The 19,310-nt window shown below is 67.6% G+C and carries 16 protein-coding genes, 2 pseudogenes and 1 riboswitch; of the genes and pseudogenes, 7 read left to right on the top strand and 11 right to left on the bottom strand.

The genetic code is table 11. From position 1 onward, the window contains the following. Positions 1 to 81 precede the first annotated feature (81 nt). Positions 82 to 1,545, top strand: coding sequence for a peptidase (locus tag A9W95_RS03090; RefSeq protein ID WP_067409169.1), 1,464 nt, complete (start codon positions 82 to 84; stop codon positions 1,543 to 1,545). A 2-nt stretch (positions 1,546 to 1,547) separates the two neighbouring features. On the opposite strand, the gene A9W95_RS03085 is transcribed toward A9W95_RS03090, so the two are convergent. From A9W95_RS03085 to A9W95_RS03070, 4 genes are all read right to left on the bottom strand, one after another. After that, positions 1,548 to 1,871, bottom strand: coding sequence for a hypothetical protein (locus A9W95_RS03085; RefSeq protein WP_067409168.1), 324 nt, complete (start codon positions 1,869 to 1,871; stop codon positions 1,548 to 1,550). A gap of 48 nt (positions 1,872 to 1,919) precedes the next feature. Continuing rightward, positions 1,920 to 2,144: a hypothetical protein gene (locus A9W95_RS03080; protein ID WP_067409167.1), complete on the bottom strand. Its 225-nt coding sequence runs from the start codon at positions 2,142 to 2,144 to the stop codon at positions 1,920 to 1,922. Positions 2,145 to 2,251: 107 nt separating this feature from the next. Beyond that, the gene (locus tag A9W95_RS03075; protein ID WP_371328017.1) at positions 2,252 to 2,440 is read right to left on the bottom strand and encodes a hypothetical protein; all 189 of its coding nucleotides are present in this window, start codon (positions 2,438 to 2,440) and stop codon (positions 2,252 to 2,254) included. Between the two features lie 41 nt (positions 2,441 to 2,481). Further along, complete coding sequence (locus tag A9W95_RS03070; protein ID WP_067409187.1) at positions 2,482 to 3,675, bottom strand: TetR/AcrR family transcriptional regulator; 1,194 nt, start codon at positions 3,673 to 3,675, stop codon at positions 2,482 to 2,484. 259 nt (positions 3,676 to 3,934) lie between these two features. Between A9W95_RS03070 and A9W95_RS03065 the strand changes: the two genes are divergently transcribed. Together A9W95_RS03065 and A9W95_RS03060 are read left to right on the top strand one after the other, a co-directional pair. Next, positions 3,935 to 4,837, top strand: a complete 903-nt coding sequence (locus tag A9W95_RS03065; RefSeq protein WP_172826539.1) for an oxygenase MpaB family protein — start codon at positions 3,935 to 3,937, stop codon at positions 4,835 to 4,837. A gap of 9 nt (positions 4,838 to 4,846) precedes the next feature. After that, entirely contained in the window at positions 4,847 to 5,110 is a 264-nt protein-coding gene (locus A9W95_RS03060; protein ID WP_067409165.1) for a hypothetical protein, read from the top strand. On the opposite strand, the gene A9W95_RS03055 is transcribed toward A9W95_RS03060, so the two are convergent. The 3 genes from A9W95_RS03055 to thiC form a co-directional block, all read right to left on the bottom strand. After that, positions 5,107 to 5,736, bottom strand: coding sequence for an alpha/beta family hydrolase (locus A9W95_RS03055; protein WP_067409164.1), 630 nt, complete (start codon positions 5,734 to 5,736; stop codon positions 5,107 to 5,109). The genes A9W95_RS03060 and A9W95_RS03055 overlap by 4 nt on opposite strands. A 49-nt stretch (positions 5,737 to 5,785) precedes the next feature. Beyond that, entirely contained in the window at positions 5,786 to 6,655 is an 870-nt protein-coding gene (gene thiD / locus A9W95_RS03050) for a bifunctional hydroxymethylpyrimidine kinase/phosphomethylpyrimidine kinase (RefSeq protein ID WP_067409185.1), read from the bottom strand. A gap of 170 nt (positions 6,656 to 6,825) precedes the next feature. After that, a complete protein-coding gene (gene thiC / locus A9W95_RS03045) occupies positions 6,826 to 8,454 on the bottom strand; it encodes a phosphomethylpyrimidine synthase ThiC (protein WP_067409163.1) in 1,629 nt (542 codons plus the stop codon). Beyond that, positions 8,444 to 8,553, bottom strand: a riboswitch (TPP riboswitch). (Overlaps the previous gene by 11 nt.) Before the next feature lie 160 nt (positions 8,554 to 8,713). Between thiC and A9W95_RS03040 the strand changes: the two genes are divergently transcribed. The 3 genes from A9W95_RS03040 (at position 8,714) to A9W95_RS03030 (ending at position 13,701) form a co-directional block, all read left to right on the top strand. After that, positions 8,714 to 9,376 (top strand): PAS and ANTAR domain-containing protein, encoded by a 663-nt coding sequence (locus A9W95_RS03040; protein ID WP_067409184.1) that lies wholly within the window; start codon positions 8,714 to 8,716, stop codon positions 9,374 to 9,376. Positions 9,377 to 9,493: 117 nt separating this feature from the next. Next, complete coding sequence (locus tag A9W95_RS03035) at positions 9,494 to 9,877, top strand: STAS domain-containing protein (protein WP_067409162.1); 384 nt, start codon at positions 9,494 to 9,496, stop codon at positions 9,875 to 9,877. After that, a complete protein-coding gene (locus tag A9W95_RS03030) occupies positions 9,874 to 13,701 on the top strand; it encodes a SpoIIE family protein phosphatase (RefSeq protein ID WP_067409161.1) in 3,828 nt (1,275 codons plus the stop codon). Before A9W95_RS03035 ends, A9W95_RS03030 begins: the two co-directional genes overlap by 4 nt. 10 nt (positions 13,702 to 13,711) lie before the next feature. Here the strand turns inward: A9W95_RS03030 and A9W95_RS03025 are convergent, their stop codons facing one another. Further along, a complete protein-coding gene (locus A9W95_RS03025; protein WP_067409160.1) occupies positions 13,712 to 13,987 on the bottom strand; it encodes a hypothetical protein in 276 nt (91 codons plus the stop codon). 63 nt (positions 13,988 to 14,050) lie between these two features. Here A9W95_RS03025 and A9W95_RS27630 point away from each other — a divergent pair, with 63 nt between their 5' ends. Beyond that, a complete protein-coding gene (locus tag A9W95_RS27630) occupies positions 14,051 to 14,335 on the top strand; it encodes an Rv1535 domain-containing protein (RefSeq protein ID WP_253851542.1) in 285 nt (94 codons plus the stop codon). Here A9W95_RS27630 and A9W95_RS27625 read toward each other — a convergent pair. The 3 genes and pseudogenes from A9W95_RS27625 to A9W95_RS25900 all read right to left on the bottom strand — a co-directional run. Then, positions 14,301 to 16,457 (bottom strand): annotated as a pseudogene (locus A9W95_RS27625) (cation-translocating P-type ATPase); the annotation flags it as partial. The gene A9W95_RS27630 and the pseudogene A9W95_RS27625 overlap by 35 nt on opposite strands. A 2,064-nt stretch (positions 16,458 to 18,521) precedes the next feature. Continuing rightward, positions 18,522 to 18,959 carry a hypothetical protein gene (locus A9W95_RS03015; protein ID WP_067409158.1) on the bottom strand — a complete coding sequence of 146 codons (438 nt, stop codon included), beginning with the start codon at positions 18,957 to 18,959 and terminating at the stop codon, positions 18,522 to 18,524. A gap of 200 nt (positions 18,960 to 19,159) precedes the next feature. Beyond that, positions 19,160 to 19,310, bottom strand: a pseudogene (locus A9W95_RS25900) (exodeoxyribonuclease III); the annotation flags it as partial.

The raw sequence follows: 19,310 nt of genomic DNA, 5'->3' as shown, positions 1-19,310 counted from the left end.
ACGCATTTGTGGGTTGACAGCAAACCAAGCGTTCTAGAATGAGGTTCCTTTGACGGCACCGACCGGGGACGGGGTTCACCTATGACTAGGCGCTCGCGCAAAGTGATCGCTTCAGCGCGGGCCGCTATGGCCTGCTTGGCCGCAATCCTGGTGGTGGCGGGCTGCAGCACCGTGGTCAACGGCCACGCGCTGTCTATTCTCAACGACCCGTTCCGGGTGGGCGGGTTGCCGGCGGACAACGGGCCCAGCGGCGCTCGGCCCAACGGCCCCGCGCCCACCGGCACGGTGATCAACACCAACAACGGCCCCATCGACAAGTTGTCGTTGCTCTCGATCAACGACATCCAGGAATTCTGGAAAGCCAACTATCACGACCCCCTGAAAGGGACGTTCAAGCCGGTCGAGAAGCTGGTGTCCTACGACTCCGACGATCCCAACAGTCCTATCGTCTGCCACAACGACACCTACCAGCTCGTCAACGCCTTCTTCACCTCCCGCTGCAACATGATCGCTTGGGACCGCACTGTTTTCATGGCCGTCGCGCAGAAGTACTTCGGCGACATGTCGGTCAACGGCGTGCTCGCCCACGAGTTCGGGCATGCATTGCAGTCGATGGCTAAACTGGTCACTCGCAGAGACCCCACCATCGTCCGCGAGCAGCAAGCCGATTGCTTCGCCGGGGTTTACCTCTACCACGTGGCCGAAGGTAAGTCGCCGCGCTTCACCTTGAGCACCGCGGACGGCCTGGACCACGTCCTCGCCGGAATCATCACCACCCGCGACCCGGTCATGGACGCCGACACCCAGAACGACGACGAACACGGGTCGGCGTTGGACCGGGTGAGCGCCTTCCAAATGGGCTTCATCACCGGCACGTCGGCGTGCGCGGCGATCAACAGGTCCGAAATCGAGCGACGCCGCGGCGATCTGCCGACGACGTTGCGCGTCGACACCACCGGCACCACGGAAACCGGTGAGGTGCAAATCAATCAGGACACCTTGAAGACGCTGATGGAGCTGATGGGCAAGATCTTCGCACTGAAGAATCCGCCGTCGCTGTCGTTTCAGGCCGCGAGCTGTTCGGATGCCAAGGCGAGCCCGCCGGCGTCCTACTGCCCGTCGACCAACACCATCGTGGTGGATCTGCCCGCACTGGCCGCGATGGGCAAGGTCGCCGGAACCAAGCAACACAGTCTGCCCCAGGGTGATGACACCGCCCTGTCGGTGGTGATGTCGCGGTACGCGCTGGCGGCACAGCACGAGCGCGGACTGCCGATGCAGAGCCCGTGGACCGCGTTGCGGACGGCGTGCCTGACCGGCGTCGCGCATCGCAAGATGGCCGAGCCCATTGAATTGGCTTCCGGCAACCAGCTAGTCCTCACCGCCGGCGACCTCGACGAAGCCGTGTCCGGGCTGCTCACCAACCACATGGTGGCCAGTGACGCCGACGGTGTCAGTGTGCCGGCCGGGTTCACCCGGATCGCCGCCTTCCGCGGTGGCGTGGCGGGGGACATGGGCGGCTGCTATTCGCGCTACCCGTCGTAGCGCTAGGCGGGTGAAGCTTCCTCCGGGGCGCGTTGACCGGTGTGCACCCACGCCACCACGAACCGGGTGACGAGTAGCCAGCCCAGGATGACCGTCGGGATGGTCCAGGCCCGGCGAATGAGTAGGGCGGTACCGCATCGCGCCGCGGGATTGCCGCCGTCAGCGAGCGCATTCGGCGGAACGGTGGACGAAAAGCCGTTGCCGCAGCTGACTTTGACCCCATACACGTCGAATTGATTCAAGTACACGGGGAACCACAGGCCGGCCACACCGATGACCAGAAGCACCAGGCCGGCTACGCCGAGATAGATCTGACGACGACTCACGGCTTCTCCATATCGTCGAGGAAGTGAACGTTCATTACGGCCCGGCGACTAGGTCATGCAGACGTCGGAGAACACCAGCACCGGCCAGGAGACGATCGAGCCGAGGAACGACACGGCCAGGTCGATCCCATACATCCGGTGCAGGTGATCGGTGTGTGTGGTCGACCAGATAGCTCCGACGAGCAAGTATGGTGTCCCGAGCGCTAATCCGATGACAATCAACTGGCCGATGCTCACCGGGTAACTGAGCATCCGGCGAGCCTTGTCCAACATGATCGGTTCCTTCAGTCATCTTTCTGCAGACCTGGTCGAACCCGAGAAAGCCCCCCAGCTACTCACATATGTTAATAGATATTCTCCACAGGTGGTAGCCGGGCCGGCTACGTCATGCAGACGTTGGAGAACAGCAGCACCGGCCAGGAGACGATCGAACCCAGGAACGACACGACCAGGTCGGCGCCCTGCATGCCGCGCAGATGATCGGTGTGCGATGCAGACCAGATCAGGCCCACGACGAGGTAGGGAGCGCCGAAGAGCACGCCGAGTCCGATCCACTCCGCGACTGTCATCTGGTAGTTGAGCAGTAGACGCAATTTGGTGATCACCCGCCTCACCTCCTCTTGGCCGGCCGGCCCAGCAGGGTGATCTCGGTGAGGCGACGCGCTGTTGACCGTGCCTGGGCGGTGTCGTGGCGCCGGACCAGGCGGCCCGAGTCGACGATCAGCGCGTAGGCGCCGTGGACGGCGTAGCGGGCCCGCGCCGCGCTCAACTCTGGGCGCACCGCCGTCACCAGCCGGGCCCACGCCTCGGCGGTGGACTGCTGGATGGTGTCGAGCATGGAAAGCTCGTCGGCGGGCAGATTGTGCCGCTCGGTGTAATAGACGTAGGCGATCTCCGGTCGCGCGAAGGATCGGGCGACGTACACCTCGACCAGCGCGGCCAGCGCCCGCTCCGGGTCGGCCGTTCGAGCGACGACTTTGGCCACATCGGCCGAACAACGGTCGGCCGCACGGCGATACGCCGCGGCCAGGATGTCGACCTTGCCGGGGAAGTAACGATAGAGCCCGGAGGGTTGCATGCCCACCGCCGCCGCGATGTCGTCCATGCTGGTATCGCGAAAACCGCGCTCGTAGAACAGTCGCATGGATTCGGCGAGCACGAATTCGTAGACGCCGGCGGCCGCGGTGACGACCGGACGCGCAGCCGGTGCGGACGCGCGACCCTTGTTGAGCGAGACTTCTGCGGCCAGCACATCGGCGGCCATCTCGGCAACACCACTGCGAATCTCGTTGACGGCCATCGGCAACGAATGGTCGGTGATGCTGCCGATAACGCTGAGCGCCGCCGCCGACAACGTCCATAGTTGTGGCGGTTGCAGCCTGGGCCGCAGCGCTGCCAGGGGTCGTTGCAGCCGGCTGTTGGTGAGTTTGAGTTGCTCTTTGAGCGCAGTCTGGTCGGCGCCGCGCAGGTAACGGCCCTCCCAGCGGTACAGACCGCCGGCGGTGCGGTTGGCGATGGTGGTGTCGACCAGCGCACCGATCAACCGGGTCAGTAGCTCGGCGGGATCGGTGCCGGTGGCGTCGTCGGCGAATGCCGTGGCGTCGACGAGCCGCTGGCCCAGCGTCAGGACCGCATCGCGAAAGAGGTTGTACTTGCTCGGTGAGTGCCGGTACAACGCCGCCGGCGAGATCCCGACCCGGGAGGCGATGTCTTCCATGCTCACCGCGTGATAACCCTGCGCGCTGAACGCATCGGTGGATGCCCGGGCGATTTGTGCTTTACGGTCCTTGGGACGCCGGCGTATCGGACTGGACGACTCGTTGCGGGCACCGGTCACGGTGTTCACGCTAGCGTTTCGGCTCCCGACCAGCCCGGCATATCGAACATCCGAATGATTACTCACTTCATCCGCCTCGAACCGGTTCTACGTTGAGTTGAACCATCACCACGCTGAAGAATAATCATTAACTTATCGTTGCGTGCGCGGTCAAGCGTGTGAGAGGCTCGAAACGCGGGATCAGTCCCGTGCAAGCGCACGCACCACACATCGCTCGGGAACGCCAATGTCCACACCGCGTGCGACGGCGTCGGCCGCCGCCCCCTTGACCATCAGCCAGACGCGAATCAGCATCGGCCGCCGCACCGCCCGCTGGGGCGACGGGCCCGTCGCGGTGACCGAGGCCATGGATTTCTGGGCCTTCGCCGCCGGTGCGGCGAACGTCGTCATGCAGTTGTCCTGGCCCGAGGTGGGCTACGGCGTCGTCGAATCGAAAGTCGACTCGGGCAATCTGCTCAAGCATCCGTGGAAACGGGCTCGGACCACCTTCCAGTATTTGGCCGTCGCGGTGTTCGGCACGGACCATGACCGCAGCGCCTTTCGCGCCGCGGTGGACACGGCGCATCGCCAGGTTCGGTCGACCTCGTCGAGCCCGGTGCCCTACAACGCGTTTGACCGCGACCTGCAGATGTGGGTGGCCGCCTGTCTGTTCGTCGGGCTGGAGGACACCTATCAGCTGTTGCGCGGGCCGATGTCCCCGCAACAAGCAGAACAGTTCTATCGGTCGGCGTGGACGTTGGGAACGACGTTGCAAGTCCCCGCCGAACAGTGGCCGCCGACGCGCGCCGCGTTCGACGAGTATTGGAATGCGGCTTGCGGGCGGGTGCTGGTCGACGACGTGGTGCGCGGTTATCTGCTGGACCTGATCAACCTCAAGATGGTCAATCCGGTACTGGGCGTGCCGTTTAGGCCGCTGCTGAAGTTCCTCACCACCGGCTTCCTGGCGCCGGTCTTTCGGGACGCGATGGGTGTGTCATGGAGCAGCGGCAAGCAGTGGCGTTTTGAACGTTTGTTCTTGCTCGTCGCATTCGTCAACCGCTTCATTCCTCCCTTCCTTCGGCAAGGAGGTAGCCACCTCCTGTTGGCCGACGTGCGGCGTCGAATCAGGCGTCGCAAGCCGCTGCTGTAAGCGACAGTCATGCGCGGGTTGCAACGGCTCAGATCCACGCTGCAGCGTCCGGTATCGGTAGGGGCGGTTCTCGAGCTGGCCACCTGGCTGGCGGTGCCTTACTTCATTATCGGCGTCACGTGGGCATTCCTGCATGCCGGCACATTGCAGGAGCGGGAGACCTATTGGAACAAAGTGCTGCCGGCCGGTGCGGACATCGCCGCACTGGGCGAGGCCACCGTCTTGTGGCCGGCGCTGCTGCTGCTACCAGCTGGTTGCACCGGCGCGAACTAGCGCCGCGCGGTACGCGAGAGCCGAAGTGCCGCCGCGACCGACAGCGCGGCCACGTCGAGTGTCTTCGACCTCAAATCGTGCCGGGCGCCTGCGATTTCGACGACCTCGGTCAGCGCGGGGATCAATGCCGCGGCAGCGCGCAACTCCGCCGGGGTGCCGAAGGGGTCCGACGTGCCGTGCGTAAAAACCGTCGGCACGGTGATGTCCGGCAGGTGTTCGGTGCGGACGCGCTCCGGCTTACCGGGCGGATGCACCGGATACGAGAACAGTGTCAGGACGTCCACACGGGCCGGTCCGGCGGCGACCACCATCGAGGTCTGCCGGCCACCGTAGGAGTGCCCGCCGGCGATCACCGGCCCGCTGACCAGGTTGGCGCACAGTTCGATCGCTGCCGCGATTCCCTCCCGGTCCGCGGCTGCCGATCCCGACGGCGGACCCTTGGGGCGGCGCCGACGGTACGGCAGGTTGTATCTGATCGCCAGCCAGCCCAGCCCCGACCACTCTTCGCAAAGCCGTTGCAGAAGAGGCGAATCCCGGTTGCCGCCAGCGCCGTGGGTCAGTACCACCACGCCGGCCGGGGAGCCCTCGGGTTGGTGTGCGACACCGTCGATCGACGACAGATCCATGGCGCCGCTGCCTCCCGTCGCTGGGCTATGCATCGTCACGGGCGCGGACTCATGTCAGCCGAAACAGAGCCGAGACGGGGCCGTGGCCGCCGCCCAGTGGGTAAGCCGCCCGCAGGCATTCGGTGACCCAGTGCTTCCCGAAGCCGACCGCGTCCGGAACGGAATACCCGTGCGCCAGGGCACATGCCACCGCCGCGGCCAGGGTGTCCCCGCCGCCGTGGTCATTCGTGGTGGAGACCCGGGGAGCGTCGAACTCGTGGAAGTCGGCACCCTCAGCGGGTCCGTACAGCAGGTCGCTGCTGCGGTCGGAGGAGCGCAGGTGCCCGCCTTTGACCAGCACCCAGCCCGGGCCCAGCGCGTGCAGCGCCTTGGCCGCGGCCCGCTGCGATTCGCCGTCCACCACGTCGATGTCGACGAGCAGTCGCACCTCGTCGAGGTTCGGGGTCACCAGCGTGGCCAATGGAAAGAGCTCTGTCCGTAGGGAATTCAGCGCGTCTCGGGCCAACAGTGGATCGCCATGCATCGAGGCGCACACCGGGTCGACGACGAGCGGCACCGTCAGTCCCAGCCGTTGCCAGGTCTGCGCCACCGTGGTGATGATGGCTGAGGACGCCAACATCCCGGTCTTGGCGGCCTGAATCCCGATGTCGGTGACCACCGCGTCGATCTGTCCGGCCACGATGTCGTTCGGAACCTCGTGAAAGGTCCGCACGCCCAAGCTGTTCTGCACCGTGACCGCGGTGACGGCCACGCAAGCGTGCCCGCCCAGCATGGCGATGGTGCGCATGTCGGCCTGAATGCCCGCGCCGCCACCGGAATCCGATCCCGCTATGGTCAGCACGCGCAGCGGGGTCGTTCCTGGTGACGGCAGCGGCAGATAAGCGCCCGGCGCTGCGCCCGGCTGCGCCGCGCTTGCGATCACTGCTGGGTTGGTCGCGCAGTGACCCGCTGCGCCCGGCTGCGCCGCGCTTGCGGTCACTGCTGGGTTGGTCGCGCAGTGACCCGCTGCGCCCGGCTGCGCCGCGCTTGCGGTCACTGCTGGGTTCGATGAGCAGTGACCCGCTGCGCCCGGCTGCGCCGCGCTTGCGGTCACTGCTGGGCGATTGGCAGATACACCCGGTTGCCGTGGTCGGCGAATTCCCGTGACTTCTCGGCCATCCCGCTGGCGAGCATGGCCTCGACGTCCTCTTCGGTCTCCAAGCCGTGTTTGGCGGCATAGTCGCGGACGTCCTGGGTGATGCGCATCGAGCAGAACTTCGGTCCGCACATCGAGCAGAAGTGCGCCGTCTTGGCGGGTTCGGCCGGCAATGTCTCGTCGTGGTATTCCCGCGCGGTGTCAGGATCCAGCGACAGCGCGAACTGGTCGTTCCAGCGGAACTCGAACCGCGCCTGGGACAAGGCGTTGTCGCGGTCTTGCGCGTGCGGATGACCCTTGGCGAGATCACCGGCGTGCGCGGCGATCTTGTAGGCGATCACACCGTCCTTGACGTCCTTGCGGTCCGGCAGGCCCAGGTGCTCCTTGGGCGTCACGTAGCACAGCATCGCGGTGCCGGCCTGGGCGATGATCGCCGCGCCGATCGCCGAGGTGATGTGGTCGTACGCCGGGGCGATGTCGGTGGCCAGCGGGCCCAGCGTGTAAAAGGGCGCCTCCTCGCACAACTCCTCTTCCAGGCGCACGTTCTCGACGATCTTGTGCATCGGCACGTGCCCAGGGCCTTCGATCATGACCTGGGCGCCATGGGCTTTGGCGATCTTGGTCAACTCTCCCAAGGTGCGCAGCTCGGCGAACTGCGCGGCGTCGTTGGCGTCGGCGATGGAGCCGGGACGCAGCCCGTCCCCGAGGGAGAAGGTGACGTCATAGCTGGCCAGGATGTCGCACAGTTCCTCGAAGTTGGTGTAGAGGAACGACTCTCGGTGATGCGCCAGGCACCAGGCCGCCATGATCGAGCCACCGCGCGACACGATGCCGGTGACGCGCTTGGCGGTCAGCGGCACATACCGCAGCAGCACCCCGGCGTGCACGGTCATGTAGTCCACACCCTGCTCGCACTGCTCGATCACGGTGTCGCGGTACAGCTCCCAGGTCAACTCGGTGGGATCACCCTTGACCTTCTCCAGCGCCTGGTAGATCGGCACGGTGCCGACCGGCACCGGCGAGTTGCGCAGGATCCACTCGCGGGTCTCGTGGATGTTCTTGCCGGTGGACAGGTCCATGATGGTGTCGGCACCCCAGCGGGTGGCCCACACCATCTTGTCCACCTCTTCGGCGATCGACGACGTCACCGCGGAGTTGCCGATGTTCGCGTTGACCTTGACCGCGAACGCCTTGCCGATGATCATCGGCTCGCTCTCCGGGTGGTTGAAGTTGGCCGGGATCACCGCACGGCCCCGGGCCACCTCGTCGCGCACCAACTCGGCGGGCAACCCTTCCCGAGCGGCGATGAATGCCATCTCCGCGGTGATCTCGCCGGCGCGGGCCCGCTGCAGCTGGGTGCCACGGTCGCGGACCACGCCGGGCCGCGGCGGCAGGCCCGCGGCCAGGTCGATCACGGCATTGTCGTCGGTGTACGGCCCGGAGGTGTCGTACAGGTCGAAGTGTTCGCCGGTGGACAGGTCCACCCGGCGAAACGGCACCTGCATGCCGTTCACCTCGCGGTACACCTTGTGACTGCCGGCGATGGGCCCGGTGGTCACCGACGGTTCAATGGTTACGGTCATGTCATCTCCCTACGCCGGCATTACCCGGTCAGGTTCGTACGGTCGACGGCCCCAGCCGTCCTCTCAGCGCACTGGGCGTGCGCTCCCGCGTGGTTGATTAGTCGGACCTGGTCCACGCTAGCGCAGCATGACCCCGGCGTGCAGGGATACCAAGGTGCTGGCCCCCGCACCGGCCAAGTGCGATGATGCAAACGTGCAGCAGTCCGCCCAAAAAAGCACACCGGTGGCCGACCGGCAGCGGGATCGGTTCGTCGCCGCGATGCCCACCGGGGCCGGCACTTACCTGAACGTGGGCAGCTTCCGCTTCTGGTTCGTCGGCCAGCGCTGGGAGTGGTCCGACGAGGTCGCCCGCATGCACGGTTACCAGCCGGGAACGGTGGTACCGACCACCAAACTGCTGCTCTCGCACAAACATCCGGACGACCGCGCGCACGTTCAAGACTTGCTCGACTACGCCTTGCGATCCGGTGAACCGTTCTCCAGCCGGCACCGATTCATCGACACCGCGGGCAACGTGCACGACGCGATCGTGGTGGCCGACCGCATGGTCGACGAGTCTGGAACGGTGCTGGGCACCGCAGGCCATTACATCGACCTCACCGACACCTTCGACGAAACGCGGTTCGAGACGCGGCAGGAGGTGCTCGACGAGGCGCTGCCCGACTTGTTCGAAAACCGCGCGGCGATCGAGCAGGCCAAGGGCGTGCTGATGTACGTCTACCGGGTGAGTGCTGAGCAGGCGTTCCGGGTGCTGCAGTGGCGCTCCCAGGAGACCAACACCAAAGTGCGCGCCCTGGCCAGGCAACTGCTCGACGACGTCATGACCATGACCGCACCGTCGGCGGCCGTGCAAAGCCAGTTCGACCATCTGCTGTTGACGGCGCACGAGCGTATTCCCAACGATTCCCATCGCGACTCCTGACCACAGCGAAGCCTGGCGGGTTAGGCTCAGTGCGACTTTGGCCGGCGCACGCCGCGGTTCGGGCACCGCAGCAGACCGCCGCCGCATAATGCTCGGGCCCTCGAGGCGGGTGAACGGATGGAACTGCTGGCGGTTGAGCATGTCGCCCGCGACGACGCAGTGTTCGTACATGTCAAAGGCGACGTCGACTCTTCCACGGTAGACGAGCTCATCTCGCATCTCACCGCAGCGCTACGCCTGGCTGAAACCCATCCGGCGCGAATGCTCATCATCGACCTCAAACCGGTGACCTTCTTCGGCAGCGCCGGGCTCAACGCCGTCCTCGACTGTCACGAGGGCGGCGTGGCCGCCGGCACGTCCGTGCGATTGGTCGCCGACCACGGCCAAGTACTGCAGCCCATCGAAGTGACGGAACTCAACGGCACCTTCGACATCTATCCCACCATCGACGATGCGCTCAAGCGCAATAAACGCCCCGGGGATGCCGAGCGACCTTTATGAGCGGGTATGCGCTGCCCGACGACCTGGCACCCGCGGTCGCTCTGGGCGGTGAGATGGGGCGCCGGTTCGCCGAATACGACTGGGCCAGCCACCCATTGGGCGGGCCGGACCAGTGGCCGGCGGAAATCCGGTCGGCCGTGGCGGTGGTGCTGACGTCCCGATTCCCCATCGTGTTGTGGTTGGGTGCAACGGACTTGTTCGTCGTCTACAACGACGCCTACATCCCGATTTTGGGGGAAAAACACCCCACCGCGCTCGGGCAGGCGGGTTCACAAGTGTGGTGGGACATCTGGGAACCGATCAGCCCGATGCTGTCCAGCGTGGTCGCCACCGGCACCGCGACGTGGTCGCGTGACCTGATGCTGCCGATGATGACCGCCGGCAAGCGCCGCGAACGGTATTTCACCTTCACCTACAGCACGCTGATCGATGACCGCGGCGAGATCTACGGGATCTTCTGTCCCTCGTTCGAAACCACCGAACGCGTGCTCAGCGAACGGCGGCTGCACGTCCTGAACGCGGTGGCGGCCGCGGTCATGGAAACCCAGACCATCGACGCGGCGGTGCACGCCGCCGTCGGGGTCTGCACCGAGCAGCCCGCTGACACACCGTTCATCGCCGTCTATGTCGGCGCCGCCGGATCCACCGACCTCACCTTGCGCGGGGCCACGCCGTCGCTGCGGGCGCTGCTGCCGTCGACGTTGACCGAGCTGATCGATTGGGACGCCACCGCGCGCTCCCGCGCCGAGCTGCAGACCATCGACGACCTGACTGCGGTGCTGCCGGGCATCGACGCGGTGCTGGGCGCCGGTTGCCCGGAGCAGGCACTGGTGTTGCCGCTGGGGGAGGCCGACACCACCGGCGCTCTGGTGCTGGGCGTGAATCCGCTGTGCGCGCTGGACGATCAGTACGCGGGCTTCTGCCAACTGCTGGCCGACCAGCTCTCCTCGGCGTTGGCGGCCGCGGTCTCTTACGCCCAACAGCGGGCACGCGCCGACGCATTGGCCGAACTGGACCGGGCCAAGACCGCGTTCCTGACCAATGTCAGCCACGAATTCCGCACTCCGCTGACTTTGCTGATGGGACCCCTCGACGACGCCCTGGCCGAGGAAGGGGTGGACGACGTGCTCGCCCACCGCCTCGGTGCAGCTCGGCGCAACGCGGGGCGGCTGCTGCGCTTGGTCGACTCGCTGCTGGACTTCTCCCGCATCGAGGCCGGTCGTGCGGCACCGAAGCTGCGGTGTATCGATGTCGGCGGGCTCACCGCCCACATCGCGTCGTCGTTCACCGAGCTGTGCCAGCGCGCCGGGCTGGAGCTCACCCTGGATTGCCAATCCGTGCTCGCCGACGTCGACCCGGCGATGTGGGAAACGATCATGCTCAACCTGTTGTCGAACGCGGTGAAATACACACTGCGGGGCACCATTTCGGTCCATGTCAGCGCCGACCCGGCCAACTGCCTGGTCAGGGTCCGCGACACCGGCGTCGGCATCGCCGAGCAGGACCTCGACCGGCTCTTCGAACGCTTCTACCGCGCCGACAACGCCCGCGGGCGCAGTGTGGAAGGCACCGGCATCGGGCTGTCGCTGGTGCGCGGGCTCGTCGAGTTGCAGCACGGCACCGTCGAGATCACCAGCGAACTCGACGTCGGCACGGTGGTATCGATCCGGCTGCCCAAGTCGCGCGACGGCGTACCGGTCGATCACTCCGTGGCGAACCTGCTGGACAACCCCTACCTGGTCGAGGCCAACCAATGGGTGTCCCCGCCGCTCGGGCGTTCGCAGCCACCGGCGACGAGAAGTCGTCAGCTGGTTCTGGTGGCCGACGACAACGCCGACATGCGGGCCCACCTCGAGCTGGTGCTGTCGCGGCATTGGGACACCGTCCTGGTGGGGGACGGGGAGACCGCCCTGAACGCCGCCCGCGACCTGCGTCCGGACGCGATCGTCACCGATGTGATGATGCCCCGGCTGGACGGGTTCGACTTCGTCACGGCCATCCGGGCCGACCCCGAATTGGCCGCCACCCCAATCGTGATGCTGTCCGCGCGCGCCGGCACCGAGGCCGTCAGCGAAGGCTATGCCGGCGGGGCCGACGACTACCTGCCCAAGCCGTTCCGGTCCCAGGAGCTCGTCGACCGGCTCTCGGCGAGACTGTCCGCGGCGGAGCGCGAGCGCGCCGGCCAGCAGCTGCGGGAAGCCGAATTTCGCCTGGCCGCCGACCTTGACGGCAAGTTGCAGGGCAGCGACAGCCTGGAGGCGATTCTGGCGGCACTGTTGGGCATCTGTGATGCCAATGCGGCCTCGATCGGGATGCTCGACGACGACGGCGTCACCGTCCGATTCGAATACGGCGGTGACCTTCCTACCGAGTTGCGCGACCGCTATTACGTCGCCACGATGGGCGCCCCGCTGGCCGCCGTGGACGTGATCAGCAAGGGCGAACCGATGATCGCCGGCGACACTTTCGCTCTGCCGCCTCGCTACCACCATTCCGTGCGCGACGCGGCGGAGAACGTGCGCGCGTTCGTCATGCACCCGTTGCGCGGTCGCCGAGGTCAGGTCATCGGGGTCATGGCGCTGCTGTGGGGGATGCCGCGGCGCTTCGAAACCGCCGAGCTGGACCGGTTCGCCCGGGCCGCCGACGTGACCGAAGTGGCCCTGGACCGCATCCGCAGCACCGCCCGCGAACACCGCATCGCCGTCGACTTCCAGGAGCATCTGCTCGACCTGGACCGGCGCTCGACGGCCGCGGTGGTCGCCGCGGTCTATCAGCCCGCCGGCGAAGCGATGCGCGTCGGCGGGGACTGGTATTTGGTCGCTCCGCTGGATCGCTCGGGCCGGCTGGGTGTTTCGGTCGGTGATGTGGTGGGCCACGGGTTACCCGCGGCGATCGTGATGAGCAAGCTGCGTGCCGGGGTGGCCGCCACGGCGCTGACCGAAGCCGATCCCGACGCGGTCGTGCACGCCCTGGACACCTACGCGGCGACGGTGCCGGGCGCCCGGGGCGCGACGGTCACCTACGGCCTGCTCGAGGTGGAAGCCGGCACCGCCGACTTCAGCTACATTTGCGCCGGACATCCCTATCCGCTGCTGGTGCCCGCCGACGGTCCGCCCGTCTTCCTCAGGACCGGTCGGCGTCGGCCGGTGGCCTCCGGGGCGGGCGGCCCAAATCCCGCGTCACCAGAACCGACCACGGCGCGGGTCGGATTACCAGTGGGCGGCCTGCTGGTGCTGTACACCGACGGGCTCATCGAACGTGCCGGAGAAACCCTCGGTCAGGGCTTTGCCCGGCTTCAGGCCGCCGCTGTCGGATGCGCTGACCTGCCGGTCGAGTCGGTCTGCGACGAGCTGCTGCACCGGATGCGGCCCTCGGGAGGTTTCCGTGACGACGTCGTGGTGTTGGCGCTGCGTCCCAGCCATGCCGGCCCGCGCAGCTTCGTCGAGGTGATGCCCGCGGTGATCGCCAGCATCCCCACCAATCGTCAGCGACTGCACGGCTGGCTGGACGCGCTAGGGGTCCAGCCGGATCGCCAACAGGACATCCTGCTGGCGACCGGCGAAGCGGTGACCAACGCCATCGAACACGGCAGCCACTGTGATGCCGGCAAGACCGTCTCGGTCGAGGCGTTCCTCGCCGTCGACGCGGTCACGGTCACGGTCAGCGATGTGGGTCGCTGGGTGGGCGATTCGTCGGCGAGCCTGCGCAGCCGGCGCCGGGGCCGGGGTTTGACAATCATCAGCCGGCTCGCCGATCAGGTCGACACGATCCGCAGTCCCGACGGCACCCGGGTGACGCTGCAGTTCGACAAGGCGCTGCGCTAGCCGCCGCGGGCTACACCTCCTCCATCGCCTCGCCGAACTCTTCCAGCAATTTGTTGTGATGATTGCTGGCCATGACGTGTCCGGCGGCGATGACCAGGGCGACCGGCCAGTCGATGAGCTCGAAGACGGCGAGGGCGGCCAGGCCGCCGTAGTAGGCAAGTTGGTCGGGCCGGGGAATGCTCACCTGACCCACCACCGGTAGATTCACCGCGAATGTCTCCCCCGCGCGGATTTTCTCCACCGCCTCACGCTGGGACGTTGCCTGCCGCTTCTTCTTTTCGGCCATCGTTTGCCTTTCAGTAATGTCGGGTTTGCCGTCCTGCCGGATGAAGCCGTCACCGTCGGGAATATGTCGACGACCGACGCCCCGGCTGACCCGCTAGTTTCGTCGTTTGCCGCTTTGCTGAGCGTGCCGTTGAGGGAGCTCTACGCGCTGTTGTGGCGCGCTGGGGTGGTGGAGATTGTGAAGCCTGATCCGAGGGAGTACCCAACTCAGGTAGTTGCCGACTCGCTTGGTCCCGACTTTCCAGAACGCGGTTCAGTACCGCCACCGCGACGGTCGCGGCGCCAGCCGACCCCAGGGCCTGAGCCCACCCGACCGGCCCGATCGGCGTACAGCCGAGCAACTGGCTGATCAGCGGAATGCTGATCAGGGTGCCCATCGCGGCCAGCGACCCGGCCGCGGTGAACACCACCAGCCAGTCGCGCGAGTCCAGCAGCGTCTGACCCAGCTGCGCCGAGACCAGCGCCACCAGCGCAACGGTCGACGCGCGTCGGGGCAACCCGGTGACGCCGGCCATGGTCCAAGCCGCCGTGGCCGCCGCGGCCGTCGTCGCACCCCGGATACCGACCGCCCGCCACAGCGCCCGCTCGTCCGGGCCGCGGGCACCGGAACTGCGCGGATCGCTGGGCTTGCTGACCGCCAGCGCGGCCGCGGGTAACGCGTCGGTGAGCATGTTGACCAGCAGCAATTGGCGGGTGTTCAGCGGAGAGACGCCGGTGACCGCGCTGCCGATGATCGCGAAGGCCACTTCTCCGGCGTTGCCGCCGAGTAGCACCGACACCGCCGCCTGCACCCGCTGCCAGAGCTGGCGCCCTTCCAGGATCGACGGCAGCAGCGATTCGATACGCCCGTCGACCAGCACCACGTCGGCGGCGACCTGGGCCGGGTCGCTACCGTGGGCCACCACCCCGATGCCGACTGTGGCGGCGCGGATCGCCGCAGCGTCGTTGGAGCCGTCGCCGACCATGGCGCAGACGCGGCCACTGCGTTCTAGCGTCTGGACGATTTGCACCTTGTTCTCCGGTGTCATGCGCGCGAAGATCGTCCGCTCGGCGACCGCATTCTCCTGGTCCTTGCGCGACAGGGCGTCCCACTCGGCGCCGCTGATGATCTGGTCGGTGCCCACCGGCACGCCCAACTCGCGGGCGATGGCCGCCGCGGTGATCGGGTGATCACCGGTGATCAGCCGCACGTCCAGTTGGTGGGCGCGCAGGTCGGCGAGCAGACCGGCCGCCGCGGCGCGCGGGGTGTCGGACAGACCGAGGAATCCGACCAACGTCAACCCGTCGTGGCAGAAGTCCGCGACGGTGTCGGGGTCGTCGCGCACCGACTGGACCAGCTGCTCGTCGAGCCGGCGCTTTGCCACCGCGATGACGCGCAGTCCGCCGGCGGCCAATTCGTGCACCGTGTCACCCGTGCGGGAACCGTCGTCGCCGCAGGCCGGCAGCACCACCTCCGGGGCGCCTTTGACGGTCAATTCGGTGCCGGTCACCGACGCCGAGAGCGACCTGCCGGAGCGGAACGGTAAGTGGGCCACCGGTCCTGCGCCAGGACCGGAACCGTTGGCCTCGGCCGCTTCGACGATCGCGACGTCGGTGGCGTGGATCTGCGGGCCGCCGTTGGACGGCGGGGCGGCGTGCGCGGCGCACCGCAGCACCTCGTCGGCCGAGTGGCCCGGCGCGGGCTGCACCTGCGCCACCCGCAAGCGGTTCTCGCTCAGCGTCCCGGTCTTGTCGAAGCAGACCATGTCGACCCGGCCGAGGGCCTCGACCGAACGTGGCACGCGCACCAGGGCGCCGAACTGGCTGAGGCGCCGCGCCGAGGCCTGCTGGGCCAGGGTCGCCACCAGCGGCATGCCTTCGGGCACCGCGGCCACCGTGACCGCGATACCGCTCGCCACCGCCTGACGCAGCCCCTGGCGGCGCAACAACCCCAGCCCGGTGACCAGTGCGCCGCCGGTCATGCTGACCGGCCAGGCCTGGTTGGTCAGCTGACTCAGTTGATGCTGCAGGCCGACGGAGGAGACGTCGCCGGACACCAGATCGGCGGCGCGGCGTTCCTGGGTGTCGGCGCCGACCGCGGTCACCACCGCCACCGCGGTGCCCGCGACCAGTGTGGTGCCGGCGTAGAGCATGCAGCGCCGGTCGGCCAGGTCGGCACCCGGCGTGGCCTCGACCTGCTTGGTCACCGACAGCGATTCGCCGGTCAGCGCCGACTCGTCGACCTCGACGTCGACCTCTTCCATGACGCGGGCGTCGGCGGGTACCACCTCGTGGGTCCGCACCTCGATGACATCGCCGGGCTGCAGCTGCTCGGCGACCACCTCCTCATACCGCCGCGCTCCGTCCGGCCCGATCACCACCCTGCGCGCCGGCGGAATCTGCTGTGCGAGAAGACGATTGAGTCGGCTCTCGGCCCGCAGTCGCTGGGTGGCCGCCAGGATGGAATTGCCGGTCAGCACCGAGCCGACCATGACCGCGTCGACGGGTGACCCCAGCACCGCGCTGGCGGTCGCACCGAGGGCCAACATGGGGGTCAACGGATCGGACAACTCCGCGCGCACTGCGCCGAACAGTTTGCCCACGGCTTGGATGGGCGGCGCGGTGAGCTGCGCGCCCCGCTTGGCCGTGCCCACCCCGCCGGCCAACGCCCGGCTGGCTAGCGTCGCGCGCTGCGGCGCCAGGGCCTGCTGTTCGTGCGGCGACGGCAGCACGTTGCGGACTTGCTCCACCGACATCGCGTGCCACTCGTGGAATGCCGCCGGCCGCGGGAGGGGCGTACCGACGACCTTTCGCGCCAGGGAATAGCCCGACATCATTCCCGCCGCCGCGCCGGTGGTGACGGGTCCGGGGCCCAGCCCCCGCACCCCTGGCAGCATCAGCAGTGCGCCCAAAGCCGATGCGCCGCCGGATATTTCGACGCCGCGTCGGCGGGCGGCGCGGGCCGCGGGCAGGGCCAGCATGACGCGCCAGGCGGCGGCAAGATCGGGCAGCAGCAGGTCGGCGTACCAAGGCGGCGGGGTGGAGTCCCCGTGCGGCAGCACACCGAGCGCGATGTCAGCGGTCGAAATAGCTTGTGCTGCAACGGTGGACAGCACCGCGACCGTGCGCCCCGCCTGTTTGAGGTCGGTCACCGCGCGGGCCAGGGCGTCGTCGACGGACTGGTCGGAGTCGTTGGTCACCGGCCGCACCTCGTCGAAAGCGGGCCGTAGCTCACCCAAGGATTCGACGTCGACCGACACCAGATCCGCTCCGGTGCGGTGTGCCTCGGCGACCACGGCCGAGGCCAACGGGTCGTGTGCGTACCGGAAAAGGGCTTGGACTTCGGCGTCCGGTCCGGTGGGCGAAATCCCCGGTACCGGATGCCAGCCCGGCCTTAAACCGCTCTTTTCCAGCATCAGTTGCGCGCGGTTCCAAGCCGCCGACAGCTCGTCCTCGTCGGCGCCGCGGATGCGGGCCACCCGCAAGCTGTCGGTGCACAACACCCGCGGATCGATGACGATGGCATCGATCGTGTCCAGCCGGCGCAGGCCGTCGGGTCGCAACGGCAGCACGGCATGCCGGTCGGCCAGGTCCCGGCCCAGCGCCGCGGCGAACGCTTCCGGCGTTGTCCGGGTGGCCCTCGGGGTGGCGACCAGTGCCGCAGTGGCGGCGGCGTTGACGTCGCGGGTGCCGAGGCCGACCAGACCGGCGCTCACCGCCTGAATCAGGCCGAACCGGCCGGCGTTGCGTTCGACGGTGCGCGCGGCGGGCGGGGTGCGGGTCCACGGCGCTGCCGGCGCTTCGGCGTGCCGGGCCAACTCGGGTTCGTGCCGGTACCAGGCGCGGGCCTCGGCCCGGGATTCCGCGGCTTTCAGAGACTGCATGACCAAACCGACCGACAGTGATGCCGGCGCTTGCGCGAGGGTTTCGGCGGCGGCCACCGCCAGCGTGAGCACCGTATCGGTCGCCGGCCCGCCGATGCTGTCCTCGAGTAGGCGGCGCAGCCGCGGCTGGTAGTCCACCGCTGCCATTCCGGCGAGCACGCTGATCGGCAATCGCGGCCAGTTCAGCGCTCGGCCGGTGACCGCTATCCCCAATCCCGCCGCGTTGGCGGCTACCGTCACAGCCCTGGATGCGAGCACCGCGCCGTCGCCGGGCAGGCTGGTCGGCGTAGCTCCTTGCCTTGCCTGACAACGCTTTTCCGTGCTTTCGACCACCCGGCACAGGTCACGCAGGGAGGTGTCCCGATCGTCGAGATGGACCACGACCCGCGACAGGGGCCGATTCACGTTGACCGACGTAACCCCGGGGTGGCCGCTCAGCGCCTCGACGACAAGGTCCCCGAGCCGGGACCCGTCGGGGCCGTCGAGGCCGCGCACCTCGATCCATGCCCGGTTCGCGCCGCGCCAACAATGACGACTGAACGTCTCTACCGAGAGGTCGGCGGTCAGCGCCCGCACGCCTTCGCGCAGTGGGATGGCGGCGATGTTTAAGCCGCCCTGTAGCGACCGTCTTAACGATGTGGCAATGGTCAAGGGGCGTTGCATCGCTCCCCGTTATTTGGTGCTGCGCAGCTCGGTTGTGCCCGCTCGGCGGCCCGTCGTCTTCTTGGCTGCCTTCCTGGGCGCCTTCTGCGGCGCTGCCTTCTCGGGCTCGGCGTCGGGCACCGAACTCAGCGTTGCCTTCGCCGGCGCAGCAGCGTCGGCGTTTTGGTTGAGGCGTCGCAGCAACAAGGCGCCGCCACCGACGGCCAGCAGGATCGGCCACTCGACCAGGCCGGCGGCGCCGATCGCACCGATCGCCAATGCCGCTGCGGGAGTGGATTTGCTGCCCGTGCCGATGCCGCGCTGAATGCCGTCCGCGGCACCCTTGACACCCCCCACCACACCGTTGACCGCAGCGCCACCGACAGCACCCGCGGCTGCCGTGGTGGCCGTCGCGGCGCGATTCACCGTTCGACCGACATTGCGGACGGCTCCGCCGATGACACTCATGATGACTCCCTGGTCTCGACCGCTTCGCTCAGAACCTTGGTGGTGCTAGGTGTATACCCATTGAACCCATGGTTAACAGCGCGAAACGGATCTGTCTGTCAGCATCTCTGGGGCAAGCCTGCCACTTCACCGACGCGCGGACAACGAGAATCTTGGGCGATCGGCGCACTCGACCCACGCACAGGGGACGAAAACTGAAGTCACACGATTTTCACATCAACTACCACCGGCGCGTGATCACTCGGGGCTTTGCCTTTGCGTTCTTCCCGGTCGATCCGCGCGTCGAGCACCCGGGCGGCCAGCGCCGGTGAGGCCAGAATGAAGTCGATGCGCATGCCTTGCCGTTTCTGG

This window comes from Mycobacterium sp. 1423905.2 (genome assembly GCF_001673155.1).
Classification (GTDB): Bacteria; Actinomycetota; Actinomycetes; order Mycobacteriales; family Mycobacteriaceae; genus Mycobacterium.
This window is presented reverse-complemented; position numbering and strand designations above follow the sequence as displayed.